The organism is Micromonospora sp. NPDC003944, assembly GCF_053605225.1.
The window spans coordinates 109,424-131,788 of the sequence record NZ_JBSGIV010000009.1; the positions used below are offsets into that span (position 1 = coordinate 109,424).

22 protein-coding genes and 1 pseudogene are annotated in these 22,365 nt (G+C 71.1%); 10 read left to right on the forward strand and 13 right to left on the reverse strand.

Going from position 1 to position 22,365, the window contains the following annotated elements; translation table 11 throughout:
• Window positions 1–113 precede the first annotated feature (113 nt).
• Window positions 114–515 (forward strand): DUF6069 family protein, encoded by a 402-nt coding sequence (locus tag ACWER9_RS07055; protein WP_452300916.1) that lies wholly within the window; start codon window positions 114–116, stop codon window positions 513–515.
• Entirely contained in the window at window positions 512–967 is a 456-nt protein-coding gene (locus ACWER9_RS07060; RefSeq protein ID WP_452300917.1) for a hypothetical protein, read from the forward strand. The genes ACWER9_RS07055 and ACWER9_RS07060 overlap by 4 nt, the downstream gene beginning before the upstream one ends.
• A 27-nt stretch (window positions 968–994) precedes the next feature.
• On the opposite strand, the gene ACWER9_RS07065 is transcribed toward ACWER9_RS07060, so the two are convergent.
• Window positions 995–1,837, reverse strand: a complete 843-nt coding sequence (locus ACWER9_RS07065; protein ID WP_452300918.1) for a LysR family transcriptional regulator — start codon at window positions 1,835–1,837, stop codon at window positions 995–997.
• A gap of 72 nt (window positions 1,838–1,909) precedes the next feature.
• Between ACWER9_RS07065 and ACWER9_RS07070 the strand changes: the two genes are divergently transcribed.
• On the forward strand, window positions 1,910–3,115 hold the full coding sequence (locus ACWER9_RS07070; protein ID WP_452300919.1) for an MFS transporter: 1,206 nt from the start codon (window positions 1,910–1,912) through the stop codon (window positions 3,113–3,115).
• Window positions 3,116–3,124: 9 nt separating this feature from the next.
• Here the strand turns inward: ACWER9_RS07070 and ACWER9_RS07075 are convergent, their stop codons facing one another.
• Both ACWER9_RS07075 and ACWER9_RS07080 read right to left on the reverse strand, forming a co-directional pair.
• Window positions 3,125–4,339: an MFS transporter gene (locus ACWER9_RS07075; protein WP_452300920.1), complete on the reverse strand. Its 1,215-nt coding sequence runs from the start codon at window positions 4,337–4,339 to the stop codon at window positions 3,125–3,127.
• A gap of 57 nt (window positions 4,340–4,396) precedes the next feature.
• Window positions 4,397–5,266 (reverse strand): fructosamine kinase family protein, encoded by an 870-nt coding sequence (locus ACWER9_RS07080; RefSeq protein ID WP_452300921.1) that lies wholly within the window; start codon window positions 5,264–5,266, stop codon window positions 4,397–4,399.
• Between the two features lie 100 nt (window positions 5,267–5,366).
• On the opposite strand from ACWER9_RS07080, the gene ACWER9_RS07085 reads away from it, so the two are divergent.
• On the forward strand, window positions 5,367–6,413 hold the full coding sequence (locus ACWER9_RS07085) for a serine hydrolase domain-containing protein (protein ID WP_452300922.1): 1,047 nt from the start codon (window positions 5,367–5,369) through the stop codon (window positions 6,411–6,413).
• A gap of 20 nt (window positions 6,414–6,433) precedes the next feature.
• Here the strand turns inward: ACWER9_RS07085 and ACWER9_RS07090 are convergent, their stop codons facing one another.
• The 4 genes from ACWER9_RS07090 to ACWER9_RS07105 form a co-directional block, all read right to left on the reverse strand.
• Complete coding sequence (locus ACWER9_RS07090) at window positions 6,434–7,288, reverse strand: DUF4253 domain-containing protein (RefSeq protein WP_452300923.1); 855 nt, start codon at window positions 7,286–7,288, stop codon at window positions 6,434–6,436.
• A gap of 17 nt (window positions 7,289–7,305) precedes the next feature.
• Complete coding sequence (locus tag ACWER9_RS07095) at window positions 7,306–7,896, reverse strand: DinB family protein (RefSeq protein ID WP_452300924.1); 591 nt, start codon at window positions 7,894–7,896, stop codon at window positions 7,306–7,308.
• Between the two features lie 82 nt (window positions 7,897–7,978).
• Complete coding sequence (locus ACWER9_RS07100) at window positions 7,979–9,184, reverse strand: cellulose binding domain-containing protein (RefSeq protein ID WP_452300925.1); 1,206 nt, start codon at window positions 9,182–9,184, stop codon at window positions 7,979–7,981.
• A gap of 281 nt (window positions 9,185–9,465) precedes the next feature.
• The gene (locus tag ACWER9_RS07105) at window positions 9,466–10,437 is read right to left on the reverse strand and encodes a PaaX family transcriptional regulator (RefSeq protein ID WP_452300926.1); all 972 of its coding nucleotides are present in this window, start codon (window positions 10,435–10,437) and stop codon (window positions 9,466–9,468) included.
• A gap of 95 nt (window positions 10,438–10,532) precedes the next feature.
• Here ACWER9_RS07105 and ACWER9_RS07110 point away from each other — a divergent pair, with 95 nt between their 5' ends.
• From ACWER9_RS07110 to ACWER9_RS07120, 3 genes are all read left to right on the forward strand, one after another.
• The gene (locus ACWER9_RS07110; RefSeq protein WP_452300927.1) at window positions 10,533–11,024 is read left to right on the forward strand and encodes a YcxB family protein; all 492 of its coding nucleotides are present in this window, start codon (window positions 10,533–10,535) and stop codon (window positions 11,022–11,024) included.
• A gap of 75 nt (window positions 11,025–11,099) precedes the next feature.
• On the forward strand, window positions 11,100–11,474 hold the full coding sequence (locus tag ACWER9_RS07115) for a cupin domain-containing protein (RefSeq protein ID WP_452300928.1): 375 nt from the start codon (window positions 11,100–11,102) through the stop codon (window positions 11,472–11,474).
• Window positions 11,475–11,558: 84 nt separating this feature from the next.
• The gene (locus ACWER9_RS07120; RefSeq protein WP_452300929.1) at window positions 11,559–11,975 is read left to right on the forward strand and encodes a VOC family protein; all 417 of its coding nucleotides are present in this window, start codon (window positions 11,559–11,561) and stop codon (window positions 11,973–11,975) included.
• A gap of 82 nt (window positions 11,976–12,057) precedes the next feature.
• Here the strand turns inward: ACWER9_RS07120 and ACWER9_RS07125 are convergent, their stop codons facing one another.
• Window positions 12,058–13,512, reverse strand: coding sequence for an alkaline phosphatase PhoX (locus ACWER9_RS07125; protein ID WP_452300930.1), 1,455 nt, complete (start codon window positions 13,510–13,512; stop codon window positions 12,058–12,060).
• A gap of 168 nt (window positions 13,513–13,680) precedes the next feature.
• On the opposite strand from ACWER9_RS07125, the pseudogene ACWER9_RS07130 reads away from it, so the two are divergent.
• Together ACWER9_RS07130 and ACWER9_RS07135 are read left to right on the forward strand one after the other, a co-directional pair.
• A pseudogene (locus ACWER9_RS07130) lies at window positions 13,681–13,928 on the forward strand (ATP-binding cassette domain-containing protein); the annotation flags it as partial.
• 147 nt (window positions 13,929–14,075) lie between these two features.
• Window positions 14,076–14,663 carry an alpha/beta fold hydrolase gene (locus ACWER9_RS07135; protein ID WP_452300931.1) on the forward strand — a complete coding sequence of 196 codons (588 nt, stop codon included), beginning with the start codon at window positions 14,076–14,078 and terminating at the stop codon, window positions 14,661–14,663.
• Window positions 14,664–14,760: 97 nt separating this feature from the next.
• On the opposite strand, the gene ACWER9_RS07140 is transcribed toward ACWER9_RS07135, so the two are convergent.
• Window positions 14,761–16,239, reverse strand: a complete 1,479-nt coding sequence (locus ACWER9_RS07140; protein ID WP_452300932.1) for an arabinofuranosidase catalytic domain-containing protein — start codon at window positions 16,237–16,239, stop codon at window positions 14,761–14,763.
• Between the two features lie 205 nt (window positions 16,240–16,444).
• On the opposite strand from ACWER9_RS07140, the gene ACWER9_RS07145 reads away from it, so the two are divergent.
• Entirely contained in the window at window positions 16,445–17,458 is a 1,014-nt protein-coding gene (locus tag ACWER9_RS07145) for a LacI family DNA-binding transcriptional regulator (protein WP_452300933.1), read from the forward strand.
• A gap of 9 nt (window positions 17,459–17,467) precedes the next feature.
• Here ACWER9_RS07145 and ACWER9_RS07150 read toward each other — a convergent pair whose 3' ends face one another.
• The 4 genes from ACWER9_RS07150 to ACWER9_RS07165 are packed head-to-tail and all read right to left on the reverse strand — an operon-like array spanning window position 17,468 to window position 22,286.
• Entirely contained in the window at window positions 17,468–19,180 is a 1,713-nt protein-coding gene (locus ACWER9_RS07150) for an amylo-alpha-1,6-glucosidase (RefSeq protein WP_452300934.1), read from the reverse strand.
• A 56-nt stretch (window positions 19,181–19,236) separates the two neighbouring features.
• Window positions 19,237–20,061, reverse strand: coding sequence for a carbohydrate ABC transporter permease (locus ACWER9_RS07155; protein ID WP_452300935.1), 825 nt, complete (start codon window positions 20,059–20,061; stop codon window positions 19,237–19,239).
• Window positions 20,058–21,029 carry a carbohydrate ABC transporter permease gene (locus ACWER9_RS07160; RefSeq protein WP_452300936.1) on the reverse strand — a complete coding sequence of 324 codons (972 nt, stop codon included), beginning with the start codon at window positions 21,027–21,029 and terminating at the stop codon, window positions 20,058–20,060. Before ACWER9_RS07160 ends, ACWER9_RS07155 begins: the two co-directional genes overlap by 4 nt.
• A gap of 18 nt (window positions 21,030–21,047) precedes the next feature.
• Window positions 21,048–22,286, reverse strand: a complete 1,239-nt coding sequence (locus ACWER9_RS07165) for a sugar ABC transporter substrate-binding protein (protein WP_452300937.1) — start codon at window positions 22,284–22,286, stop codon at window positions 21,048–21,050.
• Window positions 22,287–22,365: the final 79 nt, after the last annotated feature.

A 22,365-nucleotide genomic window follows, 5' to 3' on the forward strand; every position in this document is an offset into this window, starting at 1 on the left:
CTCACGTCGCACCGGACCACCTCCTTTGGTAGTACGCCGGGCCGCCGGCGGACGTACCCGTCGTGGCGTCCGGACCGTCGCGTCCGACCCGGTCCGGTCCACAGACTCAGGCCATGACGAACAACCTTTCCCTTCGGCGGGCCGCGGTGGCGGCCGGTGCGGTCGTCGTCGCGGTAGCCGAGTTCGCGCTCGTGCACTCCGCTGCCGGGGTCGACCTGACGGTCCGCTCCGGAAGCTCGACGCGGCAGGTCACGGTGGGCGCGGTCATCGCAGCCGCCGCCGTAGCGGCACTTGCCGGCTGGGCGCTGCTCGCGGTGCTGGAGCGCCTGACCATCCGTGCCCGCGTCTGGTGGACCTCGGTCGCGGTCGTGGTCCTGCTGCTGTCGCTCCTGCTCGGGCCGCCGAGTGGCGTCGGCGGGGGAGCGAAGGCGACCCTCGCGCTGCTGCACCTGAGCGTCGGCGTCATCCTCGTCCTCGGCCTGCCCCGGCCGCGCCCGCTGGGGGAGGGCCGGTGACCACGCTGACCGTACGCAAGCAGGACGGCGTCTTCGTCCTCGACTCCCCGTCGCGCGCCGCACTGCGTACCGGCTGGACCTGGCGGTGCGGCGAGATCCGCAGCGGCACCGACCGCTGGACGGTCGAGCCGACCGGCCGCCGACGTGTCGGCTTCACCGCCCGGGGCGAGCACGGCGTGGCGGTGCGGCTCGACCCGAGCCGGTCGCATGTGCCGGGGCCCGGCGGGGTGGCGCGCTGGGAGCCCGGCCGCCGCGGTGGGGAACTGGTACGCGACGGGCACCGCATCGCGGTGCGCCTCCCCGGCCGACTGGGTGGGCCGATCCGCGTCGACGTCACCGGCGAGTGGACCGAGCTGGAGCTGGTGGTGCTCACCGCCTGTTTCGCGCTGGTGAGCCGACGGCGGCGGCGCACCCTGATCATGATGGCGGCCGTCAGCGGAGGGAGCGGGTGACCATCTGCCGACGACGAGGGCGCGCGCTCAGACGATGCGACGGAGGGCCGTCTCCACGGCGTCGATGAGCGGGTCGCCCTCGGTGCGTGGGTGCCGGGCGAGACCGAACTCGACGTCCGGCAGGACGGGCAGGGCGGCCGGGTCGCGGCAGATCATCGCCGGTTCGAGGTTCGCGGGCATGAGCGCCGCGACGCCGAGCCCGGCCCGTACCGCGGCGAGCACCCCGACGAGACTGTTGCTCTCGAAGGCCACCCGCCAACGCCGATCGGCCCGCTCCAGCGCGTCCAGCACCGACGTCCGCCAGGAGCACGGGTTGGAGAAGAGCACCACCGGCAGCGGATCGGCCGTCACGTCCACGCCCTGCCCGACCGCCCAGACCAGCGGGGCGCGCACCGTCCAGCGCGGCGGCCCGGGAATGTCCGGCACCGCGTCGAGCACCAGTTGGACGCGGCCGGCGTCGTAGGCCTCCCGCATGGCGGCGTTGGAGCAGCTGAGCACCTCGAGTGTCGCGCCGGGGTGCAGTCGGGCGAGGTCGGCGAGGGCCTGCGGGAGTTGGGACGCGGCGAGGTCCTCCAGCAACCCGACGCCACAGTGGCCGGTGAGCGCGCGCCCGGTCTCGGTGAGGGCCTGTGCGGAGAGCGAGAGGATGCGTTCGGCGTACGGCAGGAGCTCCTCGCCCGCCCGGGTCGGCGAGACACCGCTCGACGAGCGGTGCAGCAGCGGGCGGCCGACGACGCTTTCGAGCTTGCGCAGCTGCTGACTGAGACCGGGCTGGGTCTGCCCGAGCCCGGTGGCGGCACGACTGATGCTGCCCTCCCGCACGGCGGCGACGAACGACCGGAGGAGGGCGGTCTCCAGATCCTTGGCCATAAGCATCGATTATGCCAGCCTCAACAAGGTGACGTCTTCTTATGACGGTCGGGGGGAACTAACGTCGATCGGGTGACCAGTTACCGGCAGGTGCTCGCGGTGCCAGGGATGGCGCCGCTGCTCGGCGTCTCGCTGCTCGCCCGCACCGCGATAACTGCCGACGTGATGGCGCTGACGCTCTTCGTCGTCCTCGCCCTGGAGCTGAGCTACGCGGCGGCGGGTGGTGTGGCGGCGGCCCTGACCGCCGGAGTGGCGCTGGGCGGGCCGCTGCTCGGCCGCCTGATCGACTCCCGGGGCCTGCGCCCCGTTCTGCTGGTGACCGCCACCGCGCAGGTCGTGTTCTGGCTGAGTGTGCCGGTCCTGCCGTACGGGTTCCTGCTGGTCGCCAGTTTCGTGGCGGGCCTGCTGATGGTGCCGGCCCAGGCGGTGAGCAGACAGGCGATCGCCGCGATGACGACGCCGGAGCAGCGCCGGCCCGCGTTCGCGCTGGAGTCGGTGCAGGGCGAGTTGTCGTACATCGTGGGGCCGGCGGTGGTGATCCTGGGCGCGGCGACGGTGTCCCCCGACGTGGTGGCCTGGGGCGTCGGTGCCGCGATCCTCGCCGGCGGTGTCGGCATCGCCGTGCTCGACCCGCCGATGCGGGCCGAGGACGAGGCGGAGGCCGTCCGGGCGGCTCGCCCCCCACGCAGGCAGTGGTTGGGCGCGAAGATGGTCGCCGCGTTGACGATGGCGTTCGGGACGACGACGTTGCTCAGTGGCGTCGACCTCGCCATCGTCGCCACGCTGCGGGAGGCGGGTCAGGTGTCCTGGGCCGCAGTGGTCGTCGTGGTGTTCGGCGTGTCCTCCGTCGTCGGTGGCCTGATCTACGGGGCGCTGACCCGGCCACTGCCCACCTGGCTGCTGCTCGGTCTGCTCGGGCTCGTGACGATTCCCGCCGGGCTCGCCCACGACTGGCCCTGGCTGTGCGTGGCCGTCATCGGCAGCGGGCTCCTCACCGCGCCGACCCTCGGCACGGTGGCCGACGCGGTGAGCCGGCTGGCGCCACCGGCGGTGCGGGGTGAGGTCATCGGCCTGCAGTCCTCGGCGCAGAGCGCTGGGTTCGCGCTCGGCGCCCCGCTCGTCGGCGTGGCGATCGACCTCTCCGTGCCGGCGGGCGGGTTCGCGGCGGCCGGGCTCGCCGGCCTCGCCGCCGCGGGGACCGGATACCTCCTGTCCCGCCGCTCGCCCGCGCGGGCGGCCGTGCCCCGCCCCGCCGCCCCGGTCGACCTCCGACGCTGAGGGGGACGATCAGCAGGAGGTGGCGGCGCCGCTGGGAGGACTGGCGACTGTCGGCTCCGGCCCGACGGGGCGGGCGCGCCGCGTGTCCACGGCGAGCAGCGTGAGGGCGGCCAGCGCCAGCACTCCACCAGCGAGGGCCAGCGGACGTGCCCCCGAGAGGGGCAGGAGGGCTCCGCCGAGCAGTGAACCGCCGGCGATGCCGACGTTGAAGGCGGTGCTGACCCCTGCCGACGCGATGTCGGTGCTGCCCGGGGCGAGGTGCAGCATCCGGTTCTGCACGGCCGAGCCGAACGCCGCGTACGCGAGACCGAAGCCGGCCAGCAGCGCGACCACACCGGGCCGGAGCCCGCCGAGCGCGTACAGCCCGAGCAGTGATGCCGCGCCGATGCCCAGCGGCGTCAGCAACGAGGCGATTGGTCGGGCGTCCAGGGTCCGGGCCGCGACCAGGGTGCCGACGACACCGGCCGCGCCGGAGACGAACAGCAGCGGCGCCAACACCGCGTCGGCGAAGCCGCTGACGTCGAGCAGGAACGGTGTCACGTAGGTCTGCAGGGTCACGAAACCACCGATGCCGAGCGCGGTGGCGATCAGCAACACGGCGAAGCGCCGCCCGTCCGGTGCGCTGCCCCGGGCGGCACCGCCGGCGGCCGGGGGATAGGACGGCAGGAGGACCAGCACCGCGGCGGCGATCGCCACACCCACCCCGGCCAGCACCGCGAACGCCGTGCGCCAGCCCGCCTGTTGCCCGAGCCAGGTGCCGAGGGGTACGCCGAGCACCGGGGCGAGCGTCGCCCCGGTGCTGAACAGCGCCACCGCCCGACCGCGCACCGCCACCGGGAACGGCCCGATCACCGTCGCCGTGGCGACGGACCAGAACAGCGCCTGGGCGAGGGCGGTCACCAGGCGGGTCCCGGCCAGCACGGCGTACGTCTGCGCGAGTGCGGCGGCGGCGTTCGCGGCGGCGAACAGGAGCATCGTGACGCCGAGCAGGTGCCGCCGGGGAATCCGCTGGGTCAGTCGGGTCAGCGGCACCGACGCCAGTACGACCACCACAGCGTACCCGCTGACCAGCAGACCCACCTGCGAGCGGGACCGGTCGAGGTCGGCTGCGATGTGGGTCAGCAGACCGACGGGCAGCAACTCGGTCGTGATGAACGCGAACGCGGCGAGGGAGAGCGTGACGAGCACGGCCCTGGCCCTTCGCGGCGACACCTCCGGCGTCATGCCCCACCCCCCGGTTTCCAGGGGTCACCGTAATCGAGGATCCGACACCCGCTCGGGTCAGGATCGCGTCCGGAAGGGGGCGAGGACCGCACGGATCTGCTCGGCTGCGCCCCAGTCGTCGTCGAACTGGGCCAGCACGGCGAGGTGTTGTCGTAGCTGGATGACCGGCATGCGGGCCTCCCAGTCGCCGTCGAGGGAGGTCAGCTCCGCGTAGACCGCGAACATCCGTCGTGCCTCGGGCGGCGGCGAGGTGGACCACAGGTGGGCGAGGTCGACCTCGGCCCACAGGTACGACACGGCCGGGTCGATGAGCGCCGGGTCCCCGTCGGCGGTCGCGAGGATGTTCTGTGCCCACAGGTCGCCGTGCGTCAGACACGCCGGGCGCTTCGGAAGCAGTTCGGGCAGCCGGTCACAGAGCCGTTCCAACGCCGCCCGGTCCGCCGCGTCGAGTGCTGCCTCGACCCGGGGCTGATCGAGCCAGCGCAGCAGCCGGTGCTGTGCGAAGAAGGCGAAGCCGTCGTCGTTCCACGTGTTGACCTGGCGGCGACGGCCCAGCCAGTTGTCGTGGTGCCAGCCGAAGCGGGGATGGGTCGTGCTCAGGTGCAAGCGGGCGAGCAGGTGGGCGACCTGCTCCCAGAAATCCTCGCTGCGCGGCCTCTCGCGCAACATCGACAACACCAGCAGGTCCCGATTCGCCCGGATCACCTCGGGTGTCGGCACACCGCCGAGGTCGCGCAGGGCGGCCAGCCCGTCGGCCTCGGCCACGAAGACGTCGTCGGCCGGCGGGTCGGCGAAGGCCTTGACGAACACCGGCGGGCCCTCCCGCCGGGTGGCGATGCCGGCGAGCGCCGCGAGACCGCCCGTCGCCGGCCGCACCGAGACGACCTCCCGCATACCGGCCAGGTGCAGACGCTCCAGCAGGGTCATGCGAGGCGCTCCTCAGGTCCGACGTACACGGTGGTCGGATCCTAGGCGGCCCGGTCGCGGGTCGCCCTGCCGCTGGCGGCGGTGGTGGACACTGCTGGGCATGGGTGACGTGTCGGTGGATCGACGGCGGCTGGGGCAGGTCGTCCAGGAGTTCGGTGCTCGGTGGACGAGGGACGCCGCCGACATCGGGACCTACCTGGCAGCACAGGTCGCGGACACCAGTCACCGGGAGGTCGTCGGGCCGCTGCTCGCCGCCAGTGGGGCCAGTGGTGTCGTCCGGGTCGGCGGTCGGGAGGTCGCGGCCTGGGGTGACCCGGACGTTCCGGAGATGGCGTTCAGCGTCACCAAGTCGGTCGTGTCGGTGGTGGCCGGCGTGGCCTTCGACGACGGGCTGTTGGTGCCGGACCAACCGGTGCATGAGGTCGTCGACGGTGCCGAGTTCCAGGGGCCGCACAACGCGCAGATCACCTGGCGCCACCTGCTGCAGCAGTCGAGCCAGTGGGAGGGCGAGCTGTGGGGCAAGCCGACGAGCGTCGACGCCCAGAGTTTCCGCGAGCGCACCGAGGTGCACGGCACGCCCCCGGGGCTGGGGTGGGCGTACAACGACGTGCGGATGAACCTGCTCGCGTACGCGCTGACGCTGTTGTTGCGCAGGTCGCTGCCGGAGGTGCTGCGGGAGCGGGTCATGGACCCGCTGGGGGCCTCCGACAGGTGGTCGTGGCACGGCTACCGGACGAGCGTGGTCGACCTCGACGGCCGTCGGGTCGAGGTGGTCTCCGGCGGTGCGCACTGGGGCGGGGGACTGTTCGTGCCAGCCCGGGACCTGGCCCTGCTCGGGCAGCTCTTCCTGGAGCGGGGGACCCATGCCGGGGCACGGCTGCTCAGCGCCGAGTGGGTCGACAAGTCCTGGGCCCCGTGCCCGGTCAAACGGGAGTACGGCTATCTGTGGTGGCTCAACGACGAGCAGGTGCCGTGGCCCGGGGCGCCGGCGACCGGCCGCAGCGCCCGGGGCAACGGCGGGCGGCACCTGCTCTGGGTCGATCCGGCCCGGGAGCTCGTCCTCGCCTCCCACTGGACCGAGGAACCGCTCGACCTGATCCGGGAGGTCTCCCGTACCGTCACGACTGCGGCGGTCGACGAGGGCTGACCCGCGGAGGGCCGCGTCGATCAGGGTCGGTCGTGGACGAACCACGCGTCGCCGGCCGGTAGGGCGACGGCGACCTCCCACCGGCTCAGTTCGAGGTTCGGAGCGAGCGCCTTGAGCTGACCGGCGGCTGCCCACGCCTCGTCACCCGGCGTCGGGCGGCGACCCACCTGCAACTGCAGCATGGTGCCCCACGAGGCGACCAGTCGGGCGTCCCAGCGGTGTCGCCACTGCGCCAGCACCTCGGCGAGCTTCTGCTGGTAGTCCGGCGTGAGAGCCCCGTTGAAGTCCACCCAGTACGCGGAGCTGCGGACGTCGCTCGTGGGCAGCAACATGAGCAGGACGCTGTCCGGGGTGTACCAGTACTCGGTCCGCGTCACGAGCTGCACGTCGTCGAGCACCTCGGCGTGCAGGTCGGCGTCGGTGAGCAGCCGGTCGTACAGCGCCCGCTCAAGTGTCGGGAGCGGTGTCGGCAGCACCACGTCCGCCGCCAGGGCGGTCAGGTCGACGCCTGTCGCACCACACGCGTGGTACGCGATCTCGCCTTCGTCGACCTGGTGGTCCTCGCTGTAGTGGCGGTAGGCCAGCCAGGGGTCGGAGGCCGCCGCGGCCTCGGCGAACGCGCGCAGCTCCGTCTCCGACGGACCCGGCTCGGGCTCGGGCCGGATGGCAAGCGCGTCGTCGAAGTCGTCGGTGACCATGACGGGTCGGCGCCCGGTGACCGGCACCAGCGCCTCGGCGGCCTGCCACACCTCGTGCAGACGGTCGGGGTCGACGTCGGGGACGAGGAGGGTGCCGGAGGGGCCGTGCCCGATCGGCAGGCCGGCCAGTGGTGTGCCCCGGAAGGCCGCGTCGATCTGGTCGAGGTCGTCTCGCACGCCGACAGCTCTCCCGGTCATCCGAAGTGGTCGGCGAGCTTCGTCAGCTTGCTCACATACGCCGGCCAGTCGTAGTCGTCCGGGATGACGGTGCTGTCCCGCTGGAGGCCGACCGCCTCGTCGTGCTGTTCGCGCATGATGTCCGCGTGCCCGGCGTGCCGGGCCAGATCGCAGGTCACGTGGATGATGATCCGTTGCAGGGTCACGGCCTGCCGACCTGGCTGCCACCACGGCACCTGCCCCAACGCGTCGAGCGGCAACTGCTCGATCGTCTGGTCGGCGAACGCGCCGACGCGGCGGTACAGGTCGATCAGCCCGTCCTTCGTCTCGTCCTCGCGGGCGTACCAGTCGGCCTGCGGGTCCTCGTCGTACGCCGACATCGGGACCAGCTCGTCGGGCGTCGGGAACTCGCGGCCGAAGGTGACCCCGAAGTAGCCGGCCTCGACGTTGAGGCAGTGCTTGAGCGCACCCAGCAGGTTGTTGCCGGTCGTCGTGCGGGGCTGCCTGACCTCGCGTTCGCTGAGCCCGTCGAGCTTCCAGACGAGATCTTCGCGTTGCTGCCGGAGGTAGTGGTGCAGCGCGGCCTTCGCATCGCTCAGTTCAGCCATGCCGGCCAGTCTCCCCTATCCGCCGGGCCCTCGCGCACCCCTCGGCGGGCCGGTGCCGGCGCACCGGCCCGCCGAACGGCGCTCAGCTACCGGTGCAGCTCACCGTGGTGCCACTGCCGTTGCCGGTGCCCTGGAACCCGAAGCTGGTGGCCTGACCTGCGGCCAGTCGTCCGTTGTAGCTCTGGTTCGCGACGGTGATGGTCCCACTGGTCCCGCTGCTGACGCCGTTCCACAGCGAGCTGACCGACGCCCCGCTCGGCAGGGTGACGGTGACCCGCCAGCCGGTCAGCGCGGCGGTTCCCGCGGTGACGCTGACGTTGGCCACGAAGCCGCCGTTCCACTGGTCCTGGACCGCGAAGACAGCGGTGCAGCCGGGGGTACCGGTGGGCGGGGGCGTGGTGGGCGGGGGCGTGGTGGGCGGCGGTGTGGTGGGTGGCGTGCCGTCGTCGAGCGTCAGGTTCTTCTGCTGGACGCTCCACTGGCTGCGGCACAGACCGCAGTCGGCGCCGACGAAGTTGCGGCCGGCGGTGGTGTCGCCCTTCAACCGCCACTTGAAGTAGAGGGTCGCGACGCGGCCGAACTCGCCGCCGTTGGTCTGGTCGTAGGTGCCGCCGTGACCGACGTTCAGGTTGCCCATGAAGGCGGGCAGGCCGGCGGGCAGCTTGCCCCAGTCGTCCATCGCGTTCGGGTAGGCGATGTCGCTGGGCCCGCCGACGAAGTAGGCGATCGGCTTGGTCAGTCTCCGGAGCTGGTAGTCGTCGGCGTCGTTGAGCAGGCCGCTGCTGAAGATGCCGGTCGTGGTGACGCGCGGGTCGTTCGAGACGGCGTAGGCCTCCAGGCCACCGCAGGAGAAGCCCGCGACCGCGACCTTGCTCGTGTCGATCTTGTTGTAGTACTTGCTGCCCTGCCGGGAGTTCTCCGCGACCGCCCAGTCGATGGACTGGGTGAGCATCTGGGAGTTGGTGGAACCGGAGGCGTTCGGGCCGCCGTTGGCGATGGCGAGAAAGCCGTGGGAGGCGATCTCGCGGAGGAAGTTGCCCTGGGAGAGCCCGTTCGCCGAGCAGCCACCGTTGCCCCACACGACGATCGGGAGGCGCTCGGACGGGAGGGTCTGGGGCCGGAAGATGGTGTGGTTGGCAAGGGTCGCCGAGGTTTCGTAGTCGGCGGGGTAGGGGCCGGAGCCGCCGACGGCGGCGGACGCCGGTGTCCCGCCCAGCGCCATGATCACCGAGGTGACCGGGACGATGGCGGCTGCCAACCCCGCGTAGATCTTCGTTCGCCTTCTCATTGAATCCTCCAGGAACAGTCACGGTGGCGCTCCCTGCGGCGGCGGGTGTCACTCGCGCCCCGACGAGAGGTGGTCAGCGCTGGCCACGGGTTTGGTCGACGTGAACGCGTCGCGGCCTGCGCGGCGGCCGTGCCCCCGGTCGCCGCTGCCCACTCGTTCAGCGCCGGCGACCGCCCGGCCGCGGTCCCTACAGGCGCTCCGATGAGAGCTGTATGCAGTTACTATCACTGTCGTAACGAAAGGTGTCAATGTGTTGCTGGCTCGGGCCGGCCACGACGTCGTCAGCCGGCGAGTGTGCCGCTGCCGTGCTTCCCGCCGATCGGCTCCGGCCGCGAAAGATCCCTCGACGCCTGGAAGTGGGTGATCCACGAGGCGGCCTCCGGCCAGTGCGGCGTCGCCACCTCGACGAGCCGCGCCTGAGCGAGCGTGCCCAGCGTGCTGTGGATGTCCAGGAAGATCTCCCTGGCCTGCTGGCGGGGCCAGGGAGCCGGCAGCAGGTGGGGTGGCAGGTCCGGGTCGATGTCCGCGAACTTCCGCCAGGAATCCATGGCGGAGGTCCGGGCCACGAGCGCCCGGGCCGCGTCCACCTCCCCGTTGCGCGCGGCTGCCCGCAACGCCGTGTGCTGCGCGATGAAGCGTGAGTACGCGGACGCGAGCCCGGTCAGGTCGTACGCGGAGGCCGGACCGTGTGGCCCGGTCTCCTCGTCGAACCGGGCGAGCAGAACCGACCACCGGGCACCCTCGACGGGGTGCAGCAGCTCGCTCAGCGCCTCCCGCGCCCGCGCGACGTCGGACCCGGGCCGGATCCACATGCTGTCGTACAGGCCCACGAAGCCCAGTGCGGTCAACGACCTGCGGAGCGCGTGCCGGGACGCCTGGCCGGGGCTCGGGATGGAGAAGGAGGCCAGCACCCAATCGCCGGTCCAGGGCGCCGGGTGGGAGCCGAAGGTCAGGAAGTGCCGCATCCGGGAGCGATGCTTGGCGATCGCCTGCGGGGTGAGGTGGTAGACCGGTGACCGCCCCCTCCTCCGCGTCGCGATGAGACCGCGCTTGACCAGCCGGGACAGCGCGGCACGGGCACTGGACTCGCTGACCCCGAACTCGCGCAGGATCGCGATGACCGCTGTCGACGGCAGGTCGGCGTCCGAGGAGTCGAGGTACTCGCCGAGCACCGTCGCCAGGAGATGTTGCGGGCTGGACCCGCTCTGGGCCCGAGGCGTTCGGACGTCGTCGACGGGCTCGCGGGCGCTCACCCCACCAGACTGCCTCACCACGACACGCGCGGCCCGGTCAGGCGGGGTGGGGGTGAGGCGCCACCGAGGGCGCGGGGGAGCACTATCGTGCTGGCGTGCACATCCGTTTCGACGTCCCCGCCGATCCCGCCTACCCGGGCCGGGTGGCCGCCGCGCTCGGCAGCGTCCGACTGCGCAGGTTCGGCTATATCGGAGCCGCCCTGACAGTGGTCGGGGTGGTCGGCCTCGTCGTCTCCCGGGGGTTCGGGTGGGGCGAGCGGAGTGCGCCGCTGTGGACGGCGCTGGTCGTGGCCGGGGTGCTGTCGATGCTGTACCGGCCGTGGGTGCTGGCGCGCGCCCGACGCCGCTCCGGTGACTACGCCGTCGAGGGTGCCTACGACATCACCGATGACAACATCATGATGCGCAGCGGCTCGGAGTCCGGCGGCATCGCCTGGGACGGGGTCGCCCAGGTGCGGGACGTCCAGGACTTCTGGGTCGTGTACGTCGGCCGGATGCCGGCGACCGTGATCCCGCGCTGGCTGATGTCCCCCGAGGAGGCCGAGACGTTGCGCGCCCACATGGCCGAACGGGGACTGCTGCGGTGAGTTCGGACCTATCCTCGACGGCATGCGTTATGTCCGAATAGTCGCCGTCGGTCCGACGGCTCACCGGAGGCCGTCATGAGCACCAAGGATCGACCCGAGGGCATCAGTCCCACGGCGGTGGAGTCGGCACCAGGTCTGTGGCGGATCGATCTGCAACGGCACGACCTCAGCATCCCCGGGCGGGAGGTCATCCAGACCCGGGTGGAGTTCACGCCGGACTCGCCGCCGTTCAAGCACTTCCACCCCGGCGAGGAGATCATCTGCGTCCTTCAGGGGGCGCTGGAATACAGCCTCGACGGTCAGCCGCCGGTGGTGTGCCGGACCGGGGACGCCCTCACCGTGCCCTACGGCGTGCACCACCAGGCCCGCAACGTCGGCGACGGAGTCGCTGTCGAACTGGCCACGTACGTCGTCGAGAAGGGGAAACCACTTCTCACCAAGGTGGAGTGACCACCCTGGCCGTTCACCGATCACCGCCTTTGCGCGATCGGGGTCAGGGGACAGCGGCGGCAGCGCGACTCATAAGGTGAACGGATGTCGGTCAAGCAGGTCCAAGTGACATTCGACTGCGCCGAGCCGGTGCGCGTCGGCCGTTTCTGGTGTGAGGTGTTGGGGTACGTCCCGCCGCCGGTCCCGGAAGGGTTCGCCTCCTGGGACGACGTCAATTCCGAGCAGGGTTCCTGGTTCGCGTGCAGTGACCCGTCGGGGGCGGGCCCGCGCCTGTACTTCCAACGGGTGCCCGAGGGCAAGGTCGTCAAGAACCGGGTGCACCTCGACGTGCGGGTCGGCACCGGGCTGGTGGGCGAGGAGCGCCTGGCCGCCCTCGAGGCTGAATGCGCGCGGCTGATTCCGCTCGGCGCGGTACGCGGGCAGTTGTTGCTCGCCGACGGCGAGAACGAGTCGTGCCTCAACATGCAGGACGTCGAGGGCAACGAGTTCTGTCTCGACTAGTGCCGCCCGCCGTGCGTCTCCTGAGCGCGGCCGAGTCTGTTGGGGGCCGGGCGGGTCGCCCGGCCCCCACCTTCGGGCTCGCTCAGCCCAGGTACTTCTCCCACGGGCCGGTGATGGCCAGGGTGAGGCCCGGGTCCTGCATGTTGACGAAGAGCACCTTGCCGTCCGCGCTGAAGGTCGGCCCGCAGAACTCCGAGTCGTTGAGCTGGTTGCGGGCGATCGCGTAGGTGGGCCCACCCGGGATGGTGCTGAGCACGTGCGAGGCACCCGAGCCGTCCTCGGCCAGCACCAGGCTGCCCCACGGGGTGACCGTGACGTTGTCCGGGCCGTCGAAGGTGATGTCGGTGTACTTGACCGGCGTGCCCTCCTCGGACTGGGTCTGGTGCGGGAAGTACGTCACGAGCTGGATGGTCTGGTCCTCGAAGTTGTAGAACCAGACCATGCCGTCGTGCGGAGCGGCGTCCGCCGGCAGGTCACCCTCATCCCAGGCGTACGAGTTGACCACGTACACGCCCTCGTCGGTGGCCCACACGCCCTCGAACTTGCGTCCACGGGTGACCTGGCCGTCGGCGAACTGCTCACGCACGGACGTCGTGCGGGCGTCGCGGTCCGGCACCTCGATCCACCGGACCGGGAAGGGCCGGCCCAGCTGGGCGGAGGTCAGGTAGGCGACGTCCGGCAGCACCGAACCGTCGTCCATGATGATCTGCATCGCGGCGAGGACGCCGGCGTTCGGTGCGAGGCGGGTGAGCACCCCCGGGCCCAGCTTCACGCCGTGCGGTGCGGTCCAGCGGTAGAAGAGGCCGTTCGGCTCGTCGGCGTCCTCGGACAGGTAGACCCGGGTGCGGTCCTTGTCGACGGCCACGGCCTCGTGGGAGTAGCGGCCCAAGCACTTGATCGGCTTCGGGTCGGCGCTGCCGTCGGCCCACACCTCGAAGACGTAGCCGTGGTCCTTCTGGTAGACGCCGGACCGGCTGCCCTCTTCCCACGTGTCGCCGGCCCGGTCCTCGGTCTCCTCGCAGGTGAGCCAGGTGCCCCAGGGGGTCGGCCCGCCGGCGCAGTTGGAGATGGTGCCGGACAGCGCCACGAACTCACCGAGGTTGCGGCCCGCGAGGTCGGTCTTGATCACGGTGCAACCGCCGGCGTCGACGGCGCCCGCGTCGTAGACCGTTCCCTTGACGTGCGGCACGCCGAACTCGGCGCCCGGGTCGATCTCGTGGTTCTGGATCAGGGTGTACCGGCCGTGCCCGGCGTCGTAGACGGCCATGCCGTCGTGGTCCGACGGGGTGGTGCCCTGACCGCGGTCGAGCCGGGTGACCCCGGTCCGGGTGACCACGGTGTAGCGGAAGCCCTTGGGCAGGGCCAGGATCCCCTTGGGGTCGTCCACGAGCGGCGGGAAGGGCACGGTGCCGGGCTTCACCGGCGGGTGCGGGCGGGCCGGGCTGGCCTGGGCCAGGGACGGCAGACCGCCCGCGACGGCGATGCCGACGCCGGCGGCGGCGCCGCTGGCGAGGAAGGTACGACGAGAGGAAGGCACGCGATCAACTCCTGGTCATGGCATGTGCGACGACTCGCAGCCAACTTCCTCGGACGGACAGCGACACGTCACCCGTGGGATCGGGCGGTGACATCGGAGTGAAGAGTCAGGGTCGCGTACGCGTCGCCGCTTGACCTTGACGCTGCGTCAACCCCGCATGCTGCCGGCATGAGCAACTCGCACCTACCAGCTCAGGCCGATGAGCCCGCGATCCGCGTGCACGGCCTGGAGAAGTCGTTCAAACAATTGAAGGTGCTGCGCGGCGTCGACATCGACGTGGCGCGGGCAGCATCTTCGCCCTGCTCGGCTCGAACGGGGCCGGCAAGACCACCGTGGTGAAGATCCTGGCCACGCTCCTGCGGGCCGACGGTGGGACGGCAACTGTCGCCGGCTTCGACGTGGCGGTCGGTCAGGCTCCCGGTGCCGTGGCTGGTTGAGGTCGGCGCTCGGTCGGCGTATCGGGTGTGTGCCGCCACCAGCGACGGGACGCCAGCGTGGCCAGCCCGGCGCCGGTGGCGTCGGTTCGCCCGTTTGTGGCAGCCGCCTGCCGGGCACACACAAGTGTGGCGATCGGACGAGTCCCGCAGGTCCTGCTGATCCAGGGGGCCGGTGCCGGTGTGCACGACGAATGGGACGACAAGCTTGTCGACAGTTTGCGCCGTGAGCTCGGGGACGCGTACGAGGTCCACTACCCGCGCATGCCCGACGAGGGCGACCCGAGCCACGCCGTCTGGAGTGCGGCCATCCGGCGGGAGGTCGCGGCCCTGGACGACGGGGCGGTCGTCGTGGGCCACTCGGTGGGCGGGACGATCCTCGTCCACACGCTCGCGCATCGGTCACCGGAGCGGGCGCTCGGAGCGATCGTGCTGGTCGCCGCCCCGTTCGTCGGTGTCGGGGGCTGGGCGAACGACGAGTTCGAGTTGCCGCCCGACCTCGGCGCGAGGCTGCCGCGCGGCGTGCCGGTGCACGTGTTCCACGGGCTCCAGGACGACACCGCGCCGCCCGAGCACGCCGACCGGTACGCCGCGGTCGTCCCGCAGGCGCACCTGCACCGGCTGCCCGGGCGCGACCACCAGTTGAACGACGACCTGAGCGAGGTGGCGACGGTGATCCGGGGCGTGCGGCCGGCCCGCCATCTCGGAGTGCCGTGAGCGGTATACCGCAGAGGTATGAATATGACTCTGCGGTATACCGCTCCCGACCGGGTCCGCCCCGACGGCGGTGACCGGCGGTCACCGCCCGCGGCGGTCAGCTACGCGGGGTCCATCGCTGGTTGGCACCGCCGTTGCAGGCCCACAGAATGAGTTTGGTGCCATTCGCGGTGGCGGCGGCATTGGCGTCGAGGCACAGTCCGGATTGGACGCCGCTGACGGTGCCGTTGGAGTTGAGGTTCCATTGTTGGTTGGTGCCGCCGTGGCAGTCCCAGATGATGGCCTGGGTGCCATTGGTGGTGCCTTGGCCGTTGGCGTCGAGGCATTTGTTGCCGTACACCTGGAGTTGTTTCGCGGCGGTGTAGGTCCAGCGCTGCGCGGTGCTGTTGCTGATGCAGTCCCACAGGTGGACCTGGGTGCCGTTGGTGGTGGTGCCGTTCGGCACGTCGACGCAGCGGTTGGACTGGGCGCCCACGAGCTGGACGTTCTGCTGCGGGTTGCTGCCGCCGGCCGGGGCGTAGGCGGCGGCGTTGATGTTGGCCTGGACGGCGTTCTCGGTGGCCGCCGTCGGGTAGCCGGAGGTCAGGACGCCCTCGAAGAAGGTGCCGCGGCCGGTGATGCTGTTGTCGCCGCCGATGCCGAGCAGGATGGCCCCCTCCTTCTTCATCGGGTGGTAGCCGTTGGGGCGTGGCCCGTCGAAGTAGGTCGTCAGGCTGCCTGACTGGGCGTTCCCACCGCGGATCGCCCAGTGGTTCGGCTCGCCCTTGACCATGGCCGTGACGAAGCGGTGGTTGATGGACGCGATGTTGTTGTAACCCGCGTTCACCCCGGAGAACAGCCCCCACTCCAGGTCGGCCATGATCCAGGGCCCGGCCCCGGCACCGTAGCCCCACTGCTTGTTGGCACCGAAGTAGACGGTTTCCATGATCGCGCGTTCGTCGGCGAGGTTGTTGGTCTGCGCGTTGCCGTAGTCGAAGCAGCACCACTGGTTGTAGTGCGTGCCGTCGACGACCGCGTAGATGCCCTCGGGCTGGTCGCCGGTCGCGACACCGTTGGTGTTGTTGTTGCGGTAGCCGGTGCCGGGGGCGATGTAGACGCCGTACGCCTTCTGGCCGCCGACGGTGACCGGCGCGGCCTTCGCGTCGGCGAGGTTGTCCCAGCCGCCCGGTGCCGGTCCGGCGAAGCCGCCGGGGGGCGCCTGGGTGAGTCGGTTGTTGCGGCCGGACTGGTCGTAGATGATCGTGATGACGCAGCTGGTGTTGGCGCAGAACGAGTCCTGGGTGGCAGCGTTCGCGTAGCCCCCCTCGCTCAGCACGCCGACGTCGCGGGTGGTGTTGTCCGACGAGCGTCGGACCTGGTAGAGCGGGCCGTTGTACGCGCCGTACAGCGCACGGGTGGTGCTGTGCGCGGCGACGCACGGCGTGCCGCCGGCGGCGTAGATGTCGCACGGCCCGGTGCCGGCGGCGTGCGCGACGCCTGGCGCGTCCGCGACCACGTAGACGCCAGCGCCGATGACAAGGGCCAGCAGGGTCCCGGCGGCGGCCGTCAGGCGACCCATCGTCCTCTTCACATCCATCGGATCCTTTCCGGTGCGTGGTGGGGGTGAGGTGCGGCGGTGCGATTGACGTCACACGTCATACCTGTGACATTAATGGGCGTCCATATCGATGCGCTAGTTGACACGAGTCGGTCATCGATCGATGAGGCTGAGGACGGATATGCTGGTCGGCGGAGCACGGTGCGTCCCCGCGTCGGGGCAAGAATCGATTCGAGGGCGATTGATGAACATCGGGGAGATCGCTCGCCGGGCGGGGGTGTCCCGCAGCACCGTTTCCTACGTACTGAGCGGAAAACGCAGCGTTTCCGAGGCGACCCGCCAACGGATCCAGTCGGTCATCGACGAGTTGGACTACCGGCCGAACGCCAGCGCCCGTGCTCTGAAGGAGGGGCGCACCCGCACCCTCGGGCTGGTCATCCCTCCGGCGAGCCAGCGGTTGACCGACATGCAGCTGGGCTTCGTGGCGAGCGTCGTCGAGGCGGCCGCCCGGCATGACCTCGACGTGCTGTTGTCCCCCTCCGGTGGCGACCACGACCGGTCGTTCGAGCGGATCGTCACCGGGCGTCGGGTGGACGGCGTGGTGCTGATGGAGATCCGGTTGGCGGACGACCGGGTGACTCGGCTGACCAAGGCCGGGCTGCCGTTCGTCACCATCGGTCGGACCGCCGAGCCGCACGGGATGAGCTGGATCGACATCGACTACGCCGGGCTGATCGCCAGGTGCGTGCACCACCTGGCCGACCTGGGGCACCGGCACGTGGCCCTGGTGAACAGGTCCGCCGAGTTGGTCTCCGCCGGGTACGGCCCCAGTCACCGCGCGCTCGACGGCTTCCGTACGGCGGCGCTGGAGCGCGGCCTGACCGGCGTGGAGGTCTGCAGCGGCGACGACACCGCCTCCGGCGAGGCGTGCATGGAGCAGCTGCTCGCGACGCACCCGGAGGTCACCGCGGTGGCCACCATCAACGAGGCCGCACTGCCCGGGATGCAGCGCGCCCTGACCGGCGCCGGGTTGTCCGTGCCCCGCGACTTCTCCGTCAGCGGGGTCGCGGCGCAGCACTGGGCGGAGGACTTCCGCCCGCCGTTGACCGCAGCCGACGTGCCGATGGTCGAGATGGGCGCCGAGGCGGTGTCCCTGCTGCTGGAGATCATCGCTGCGCCCGGCGCGGTGCCCCGACACCGCCTGTACAGCCCGCCCATCTCGTTGCGGTCCAGCACGGGCCCGGTCCGAGCCCGCTGATCCGCCCGACTACCCGCCCCTGACACGCCGTTCCTCCTGCGCGGCGGCGAGGATGAGATAGCTGCTGGCGGTCCAGGTGTAGGCGCGGTCCCGCAGCCCGGTGCCGGTCTCGGCGTCGAAGTTCTCCGCGAAGCCGGACTTCTCGCACAGCGCGAGGAACCGGCGACTGATGTCGTCGGCGATCCGGGTCTGCCCGGCCCGGCGCAGGCCGTCCTCGACGAGCACGGTGGAGGGGGCCCAGATCGGGCCGCGCCAGTAGCCGTCGGCGAGGTAGTGGGCCGAGTCCGTCGGCTCGGTGGCCAGCCCGTGGGTGGTCAGGTGGCTTTCGACGCCTCGCGCCAGCATCGCGGCGACCGGGGGCGGCAGGTCGGCCCCGAGCACGACGGGCATCAGGTCGAGCAGGCTGCGGCTCGTCCGCAGGCGTCCGGTGTGCGGGTCACGGGCGCGGAAGCGTCCGCCGTCCCACAGGTCGCGCAGCATGGCCCCGTGGATCCGGTCGGCCTCCCGGGACCAACGGTCAGCGGGCTCACCCAGCTCGGTGGCGAGGTCGGCGAGGCAGCGGAGCTGCGAGACCAGGAACGCGGCGAGGTCGGCCGTCTCGAGGACCCGGTTGTCGTCGAAGGTGGTGGCGTTGTCCCAGCCGCTGTCGTTGCCGTGCTGGTAGTGCGGCAGGTCGTGGCCGGGGCCGCGCCGCGCGTCAAGCCAGAACCCGGTCCAGCGGGCAAGCCGTTCGTACGTCTGCGCCAGCTCCGCCCGGCTCGGCGGCTGGGGAAGGCGTCGGCGCAGGTGGCGCAGGGCCCAGCCGTGGATGGGGGGCTTGACGTAGTTGTGCAGGACCTCGGAGTGGGTGACCGAGTCGGGGAGGGCGCCGGCCTCGTCCTGGTGGTCGAAGGGCAGCTGGAACTGGTGCCAGGCCAGCTCCGGCTCGCCGGCCGCCAGGGCGATCGCGTTGAAGCAGTGGTCCCAGCTCCAGACCTTGTCCATCCAGTGCTTGGACATCAGGACGGCCGGCCGGGTGACGAAACCCGCCGGGGCGACCGTGGCCGACCACAGCACGTACGCGGCCAGCTCGGCGGCCGGGGTCTCCCCGCCACGCCAGGGCGCGATCGCGTCGACGAACGCGGTGAACTCGGCGATTCGGTCACGGCAGAGCTGCTCGAAGGTGGCGGTTGCGGCGTACGGGCGGCGTGCGGTGGCGTACTCCTCGATGGCGATCTCCCAGGGCTGGTCGCCGGGAAGGTCGAGGAACCGGTCGGCGCTGCCGAGCGCCTGCGTGCCCTCGGTGCGCAGCAGGGCGCCGGAGAGCACCGTCACCCGGTAGCGGCGACCGGTCTCGTACGAGGTGAACACGTGCGATCCGTCGACCGGGTCGCCGTACAGGTAGGTGCCGCTGAACGGGGTGAGGGTGGGCGCGGCCGCCGCCACCCGCAGACCGAGCCGGTGGCCCCGGATCCGCAGGGTGTCCGGCCCGTCGTAGACGGCCTCGATCCGATCGTCGCCGTTGCGCCAGGTCAGCAACGCGGGTGTGGCGGTGACGGTGCTGCCGGCGACGGCGGGAGCGAGACGCAGTACGGGGTGCAGCCCGGTCTGGTGGGAGACCAGGTGCAGATCGTCGGCGTACGTCTTCTCGGCTACCACCGGGGAGATGTTGAACCAGGATCCGCGGTAGCTGAACGGGATGTCCTGGATGGGGAACTCCGGACCGGACGGGGCGACGGTCATGGGTGGCGGGTGCCTTTCTGTGGTGCGGGTGGTCGTTCCTCGACCGCCGCGGAGGGTCAGTCCTTGACGGCGCCGGCGGTCACGCCCATCGAGACGTACCGCTGGGCCAGGACCAGCAGCACGGCGGCGGGGATCGAGGCGACGACGGCGGTGGCCATGATGGCGTTCCACTGCTGGTTGTTGTTGCCGATGTAGTGGTAGATGCCGAGGGTGATCGGCTGGTGGTCACCGCCGCCGGCCAGGGTCGAGGCGAAGATGAAGTCCGACCAGGACCAGAGGAACGCGAAGAGCGACACCGTGACGATCGAGTTGCGGCTGACCGGCAGCACCACCGACCAGAAGGTCCGCAGCCGACCGGCGCCGTCGACAACGGCGGCCTGGAGCAGCTCGTCGGGGATTCCGGACATGAAGGCCGTGAAGATCAGGACGCCGAACGGCACCGCGAGCGTGGTGTCGGCCAGGATCAGGCCGGGCAGCGTGTTCAGGACGCCGAGGGTGAGGAAGATGGCGTAGAAGCCCATCGCCATGATGATTCCCGGGATCATCTGCGCGATCAGCAGCAGGAAACTCAGCGCCGGGCCGCCTGGTGGCCGGAGCTTCGCCAGCGCGTAACCGGCGGGTGCGGCAAGTGCCACGGTCAGCGCCACCGTGCCGAGGCCGACCAGGAAGCTGGTGCCGAGGTACGGCAGTTGCTGGTCGAGCACCACCCGGTAGCCGTCCAGGGTGCCGTTGGTGGGGAACAGGTGCGGGGGACTTGCCCGCATGTCCTGGTCCCGGGTGAAGGACACGTTGATCATCCAGTAGACGGGGAAGAGCATCAGCCCGGTCAGCACCAGGCCGACGCCGGTCTTCCACCAGGCCCGCGGCGTCGAGGTGGTCATCGCAGCTGCTGCCTCCGCTCGATCCGGATGTAGACGAGGCCGGCGACCAGAGCCAGCACGATGAGCAGGTTCCCGATGGCCGCACCCGGGCCGAACTCGGGCAGCAGGTTGCCGAAGCCGAGCCGGTAGGACCAGGTGGCGAGCGTCGCGGACGAGCCGGTCGGTCCGCCCTTGGTCATGATCCAGATGATGTCGAAGACCTTCAGCGTGTAGATCAGCCCCAGCAGCAGCGTGATCGCGGAGACCGGACGCAGCAGCGGGAAGGTGATCCCCCAGAACCGTTGCCACCCGGTCGCGCCGTCGAGGGCGGACGCCTCGTACACCTCGGTCGGGATCGCTTGTAGACCGCTGTAGAGCACCACGAGGTTGAACGGAATGCCGATCCACACGTTCGCGATGACCACCGAGGTGAGCGACCAGCCCGGCGAGGTGAGCCAGTTGACCGGGTCGATGCCGACGACGCCGAGCGCCGCGTTGACCAGCCCCGAGTCGCTGTTGAGCAGCCACGACCAGGTCGACGCCGAGACGATCAACGGCAGCAGCCACGGTACGAGGAACAGCGCCCGCAGTGTGCGCGACAGCGGGAAGTGCTGGTGGAAGAAGAGCGCCAGGGCCATGCCGATGGTGAACTGGAGGGCGAGCGAGGCGGCGGTGAACACCACTGTGTGCGTCAGCGTCGACGCGAAGGCCGGGTCGGTCAGCACCGTCCGGTAGTTGTCCAGGCCGGCGAAGGGTGCCCCGCCCTGCACGAACGAGCGGACGGTGTACTCCCGCAGGCTCAACTCGACGTTGCGGTAGAGCGGGTAGGCGTAGAAGGCCGCCAGGTAGACGGTCACGGGTGCCAGGAAGCCCCAGGCCGGCCACCGGCTGGGGCGGCGGGCACGGGACGGGGGAGGCCCGGGTGGGGCGGCGGTCGCCGCCCCACCCTGCTCTCGTACGGCGTTGGGGGTCTCGGTCGTGGAGGGCATGGTGTCGGTTCGGGTCGCTTACCTGGTCGCGGCGGCGCTCTGCGCGGCGGTCAGTGCCTCCTGTGGCGACTTGCCCCCGCTGAGGGCCGACTGCACGGCGGTCCACAGCGCCTCGGAGATCTTCGGGTACTTCGTGCCGAGGTTGTCACCGGTGCGGCCCTTGGCGGCCCGGACCGCCTCCACCCAGACCTTGAGCTTGGGGTCCGCGGTCGCCTGTCGTTCCTGGACGGCGGCGACGGGTGCGACGTAGGAGAGCGTGGTGTCCGTGGTGAGGAGGTTGTCGGCGTTGGTCAGGCAGGCGACCAGCTTCTGCGACGTCTCGTACCTGCTGGTCTTCTTCTGCACCGGAATGGAGACGAACTCACCGCCGGTGGGCGCCGGGGCCGGGCCGCCCGCGGTGGCCGGGATCGCGATCGTGCCGTACGGGAAGCCGAGCTTCTCCGCGTTGGCCAGTTGCCAGGTGCCGTTCTCCGCGAAGGCGTAGTCGCCGGTGGCGAACTCCTGCCAGCTCGTGGTCTGGGTGTTGTTGATGACGGAGTTGGGGGCGTGGCCCTGCTTGAGCCAGTCGGTCCAGAGCGTCAGAGCGGACACCGCCTGCGGCGAGTCCAGACTCGTCAGTTGGGCACCGGAGCCCCAGAACCAGGGCAGGAACTGGAAGCTGCCCTCCTCGGTGCCGATCGCGGAGAAGGTGACGCCCTTCTTGCCCTTGGCCTTGACCTTGTCCAGCGCCGAGTCGAGCGACGCCCAGTCCGTCACGGTGGCGGGGTCGACACCGGCGGCGGTGAGGACGTCCTTGTTGTAGTAGAGCGCCAGGGTGTTCGCCCCGATCGGCACCCCGTAGGTCTTGCCGTCGCTCTGGCCGGCGCCGAGCAGGTTCTTCTCCATGGCCGAGACGTCGAGCTTGTTGTCGTCGGTGGTGGTGAGCGCGCCGGCCTCGGCCAGGGTCGAGATGACCGGGTTGTCCACGATCAGTACGTCCGGGGAGTTTCCCTGCTGTGCCGCGAGCAGGGCCTTGTTTGTCAGGTCGGTGGTGTCGTAGCCGGTGCGCTCGACCGTCACGCCCGCGGAGGTGCCGCACTTCTCGAGCAGCGCGACCCACTCGGAGTCGTCGGCGAACTGCGGGTACGGGTCCCAGACGAGGTAGGCGCCACCGTCGGCGGGCTCGTCGGCGGACGACGAGCAGGCACTGCCTGCCACTGCGGCGAGAGCTATCACGGCGACGGCGGCCAGACGCCGCCGCCGACTGAGTCCGGTCATGTGGTGCCTCACTTCAAATCGATCGTCGGGTGGGGTGTGTGCGCGTGATCGTCGTGGGCTGGACCAGTCCAGCCATGAG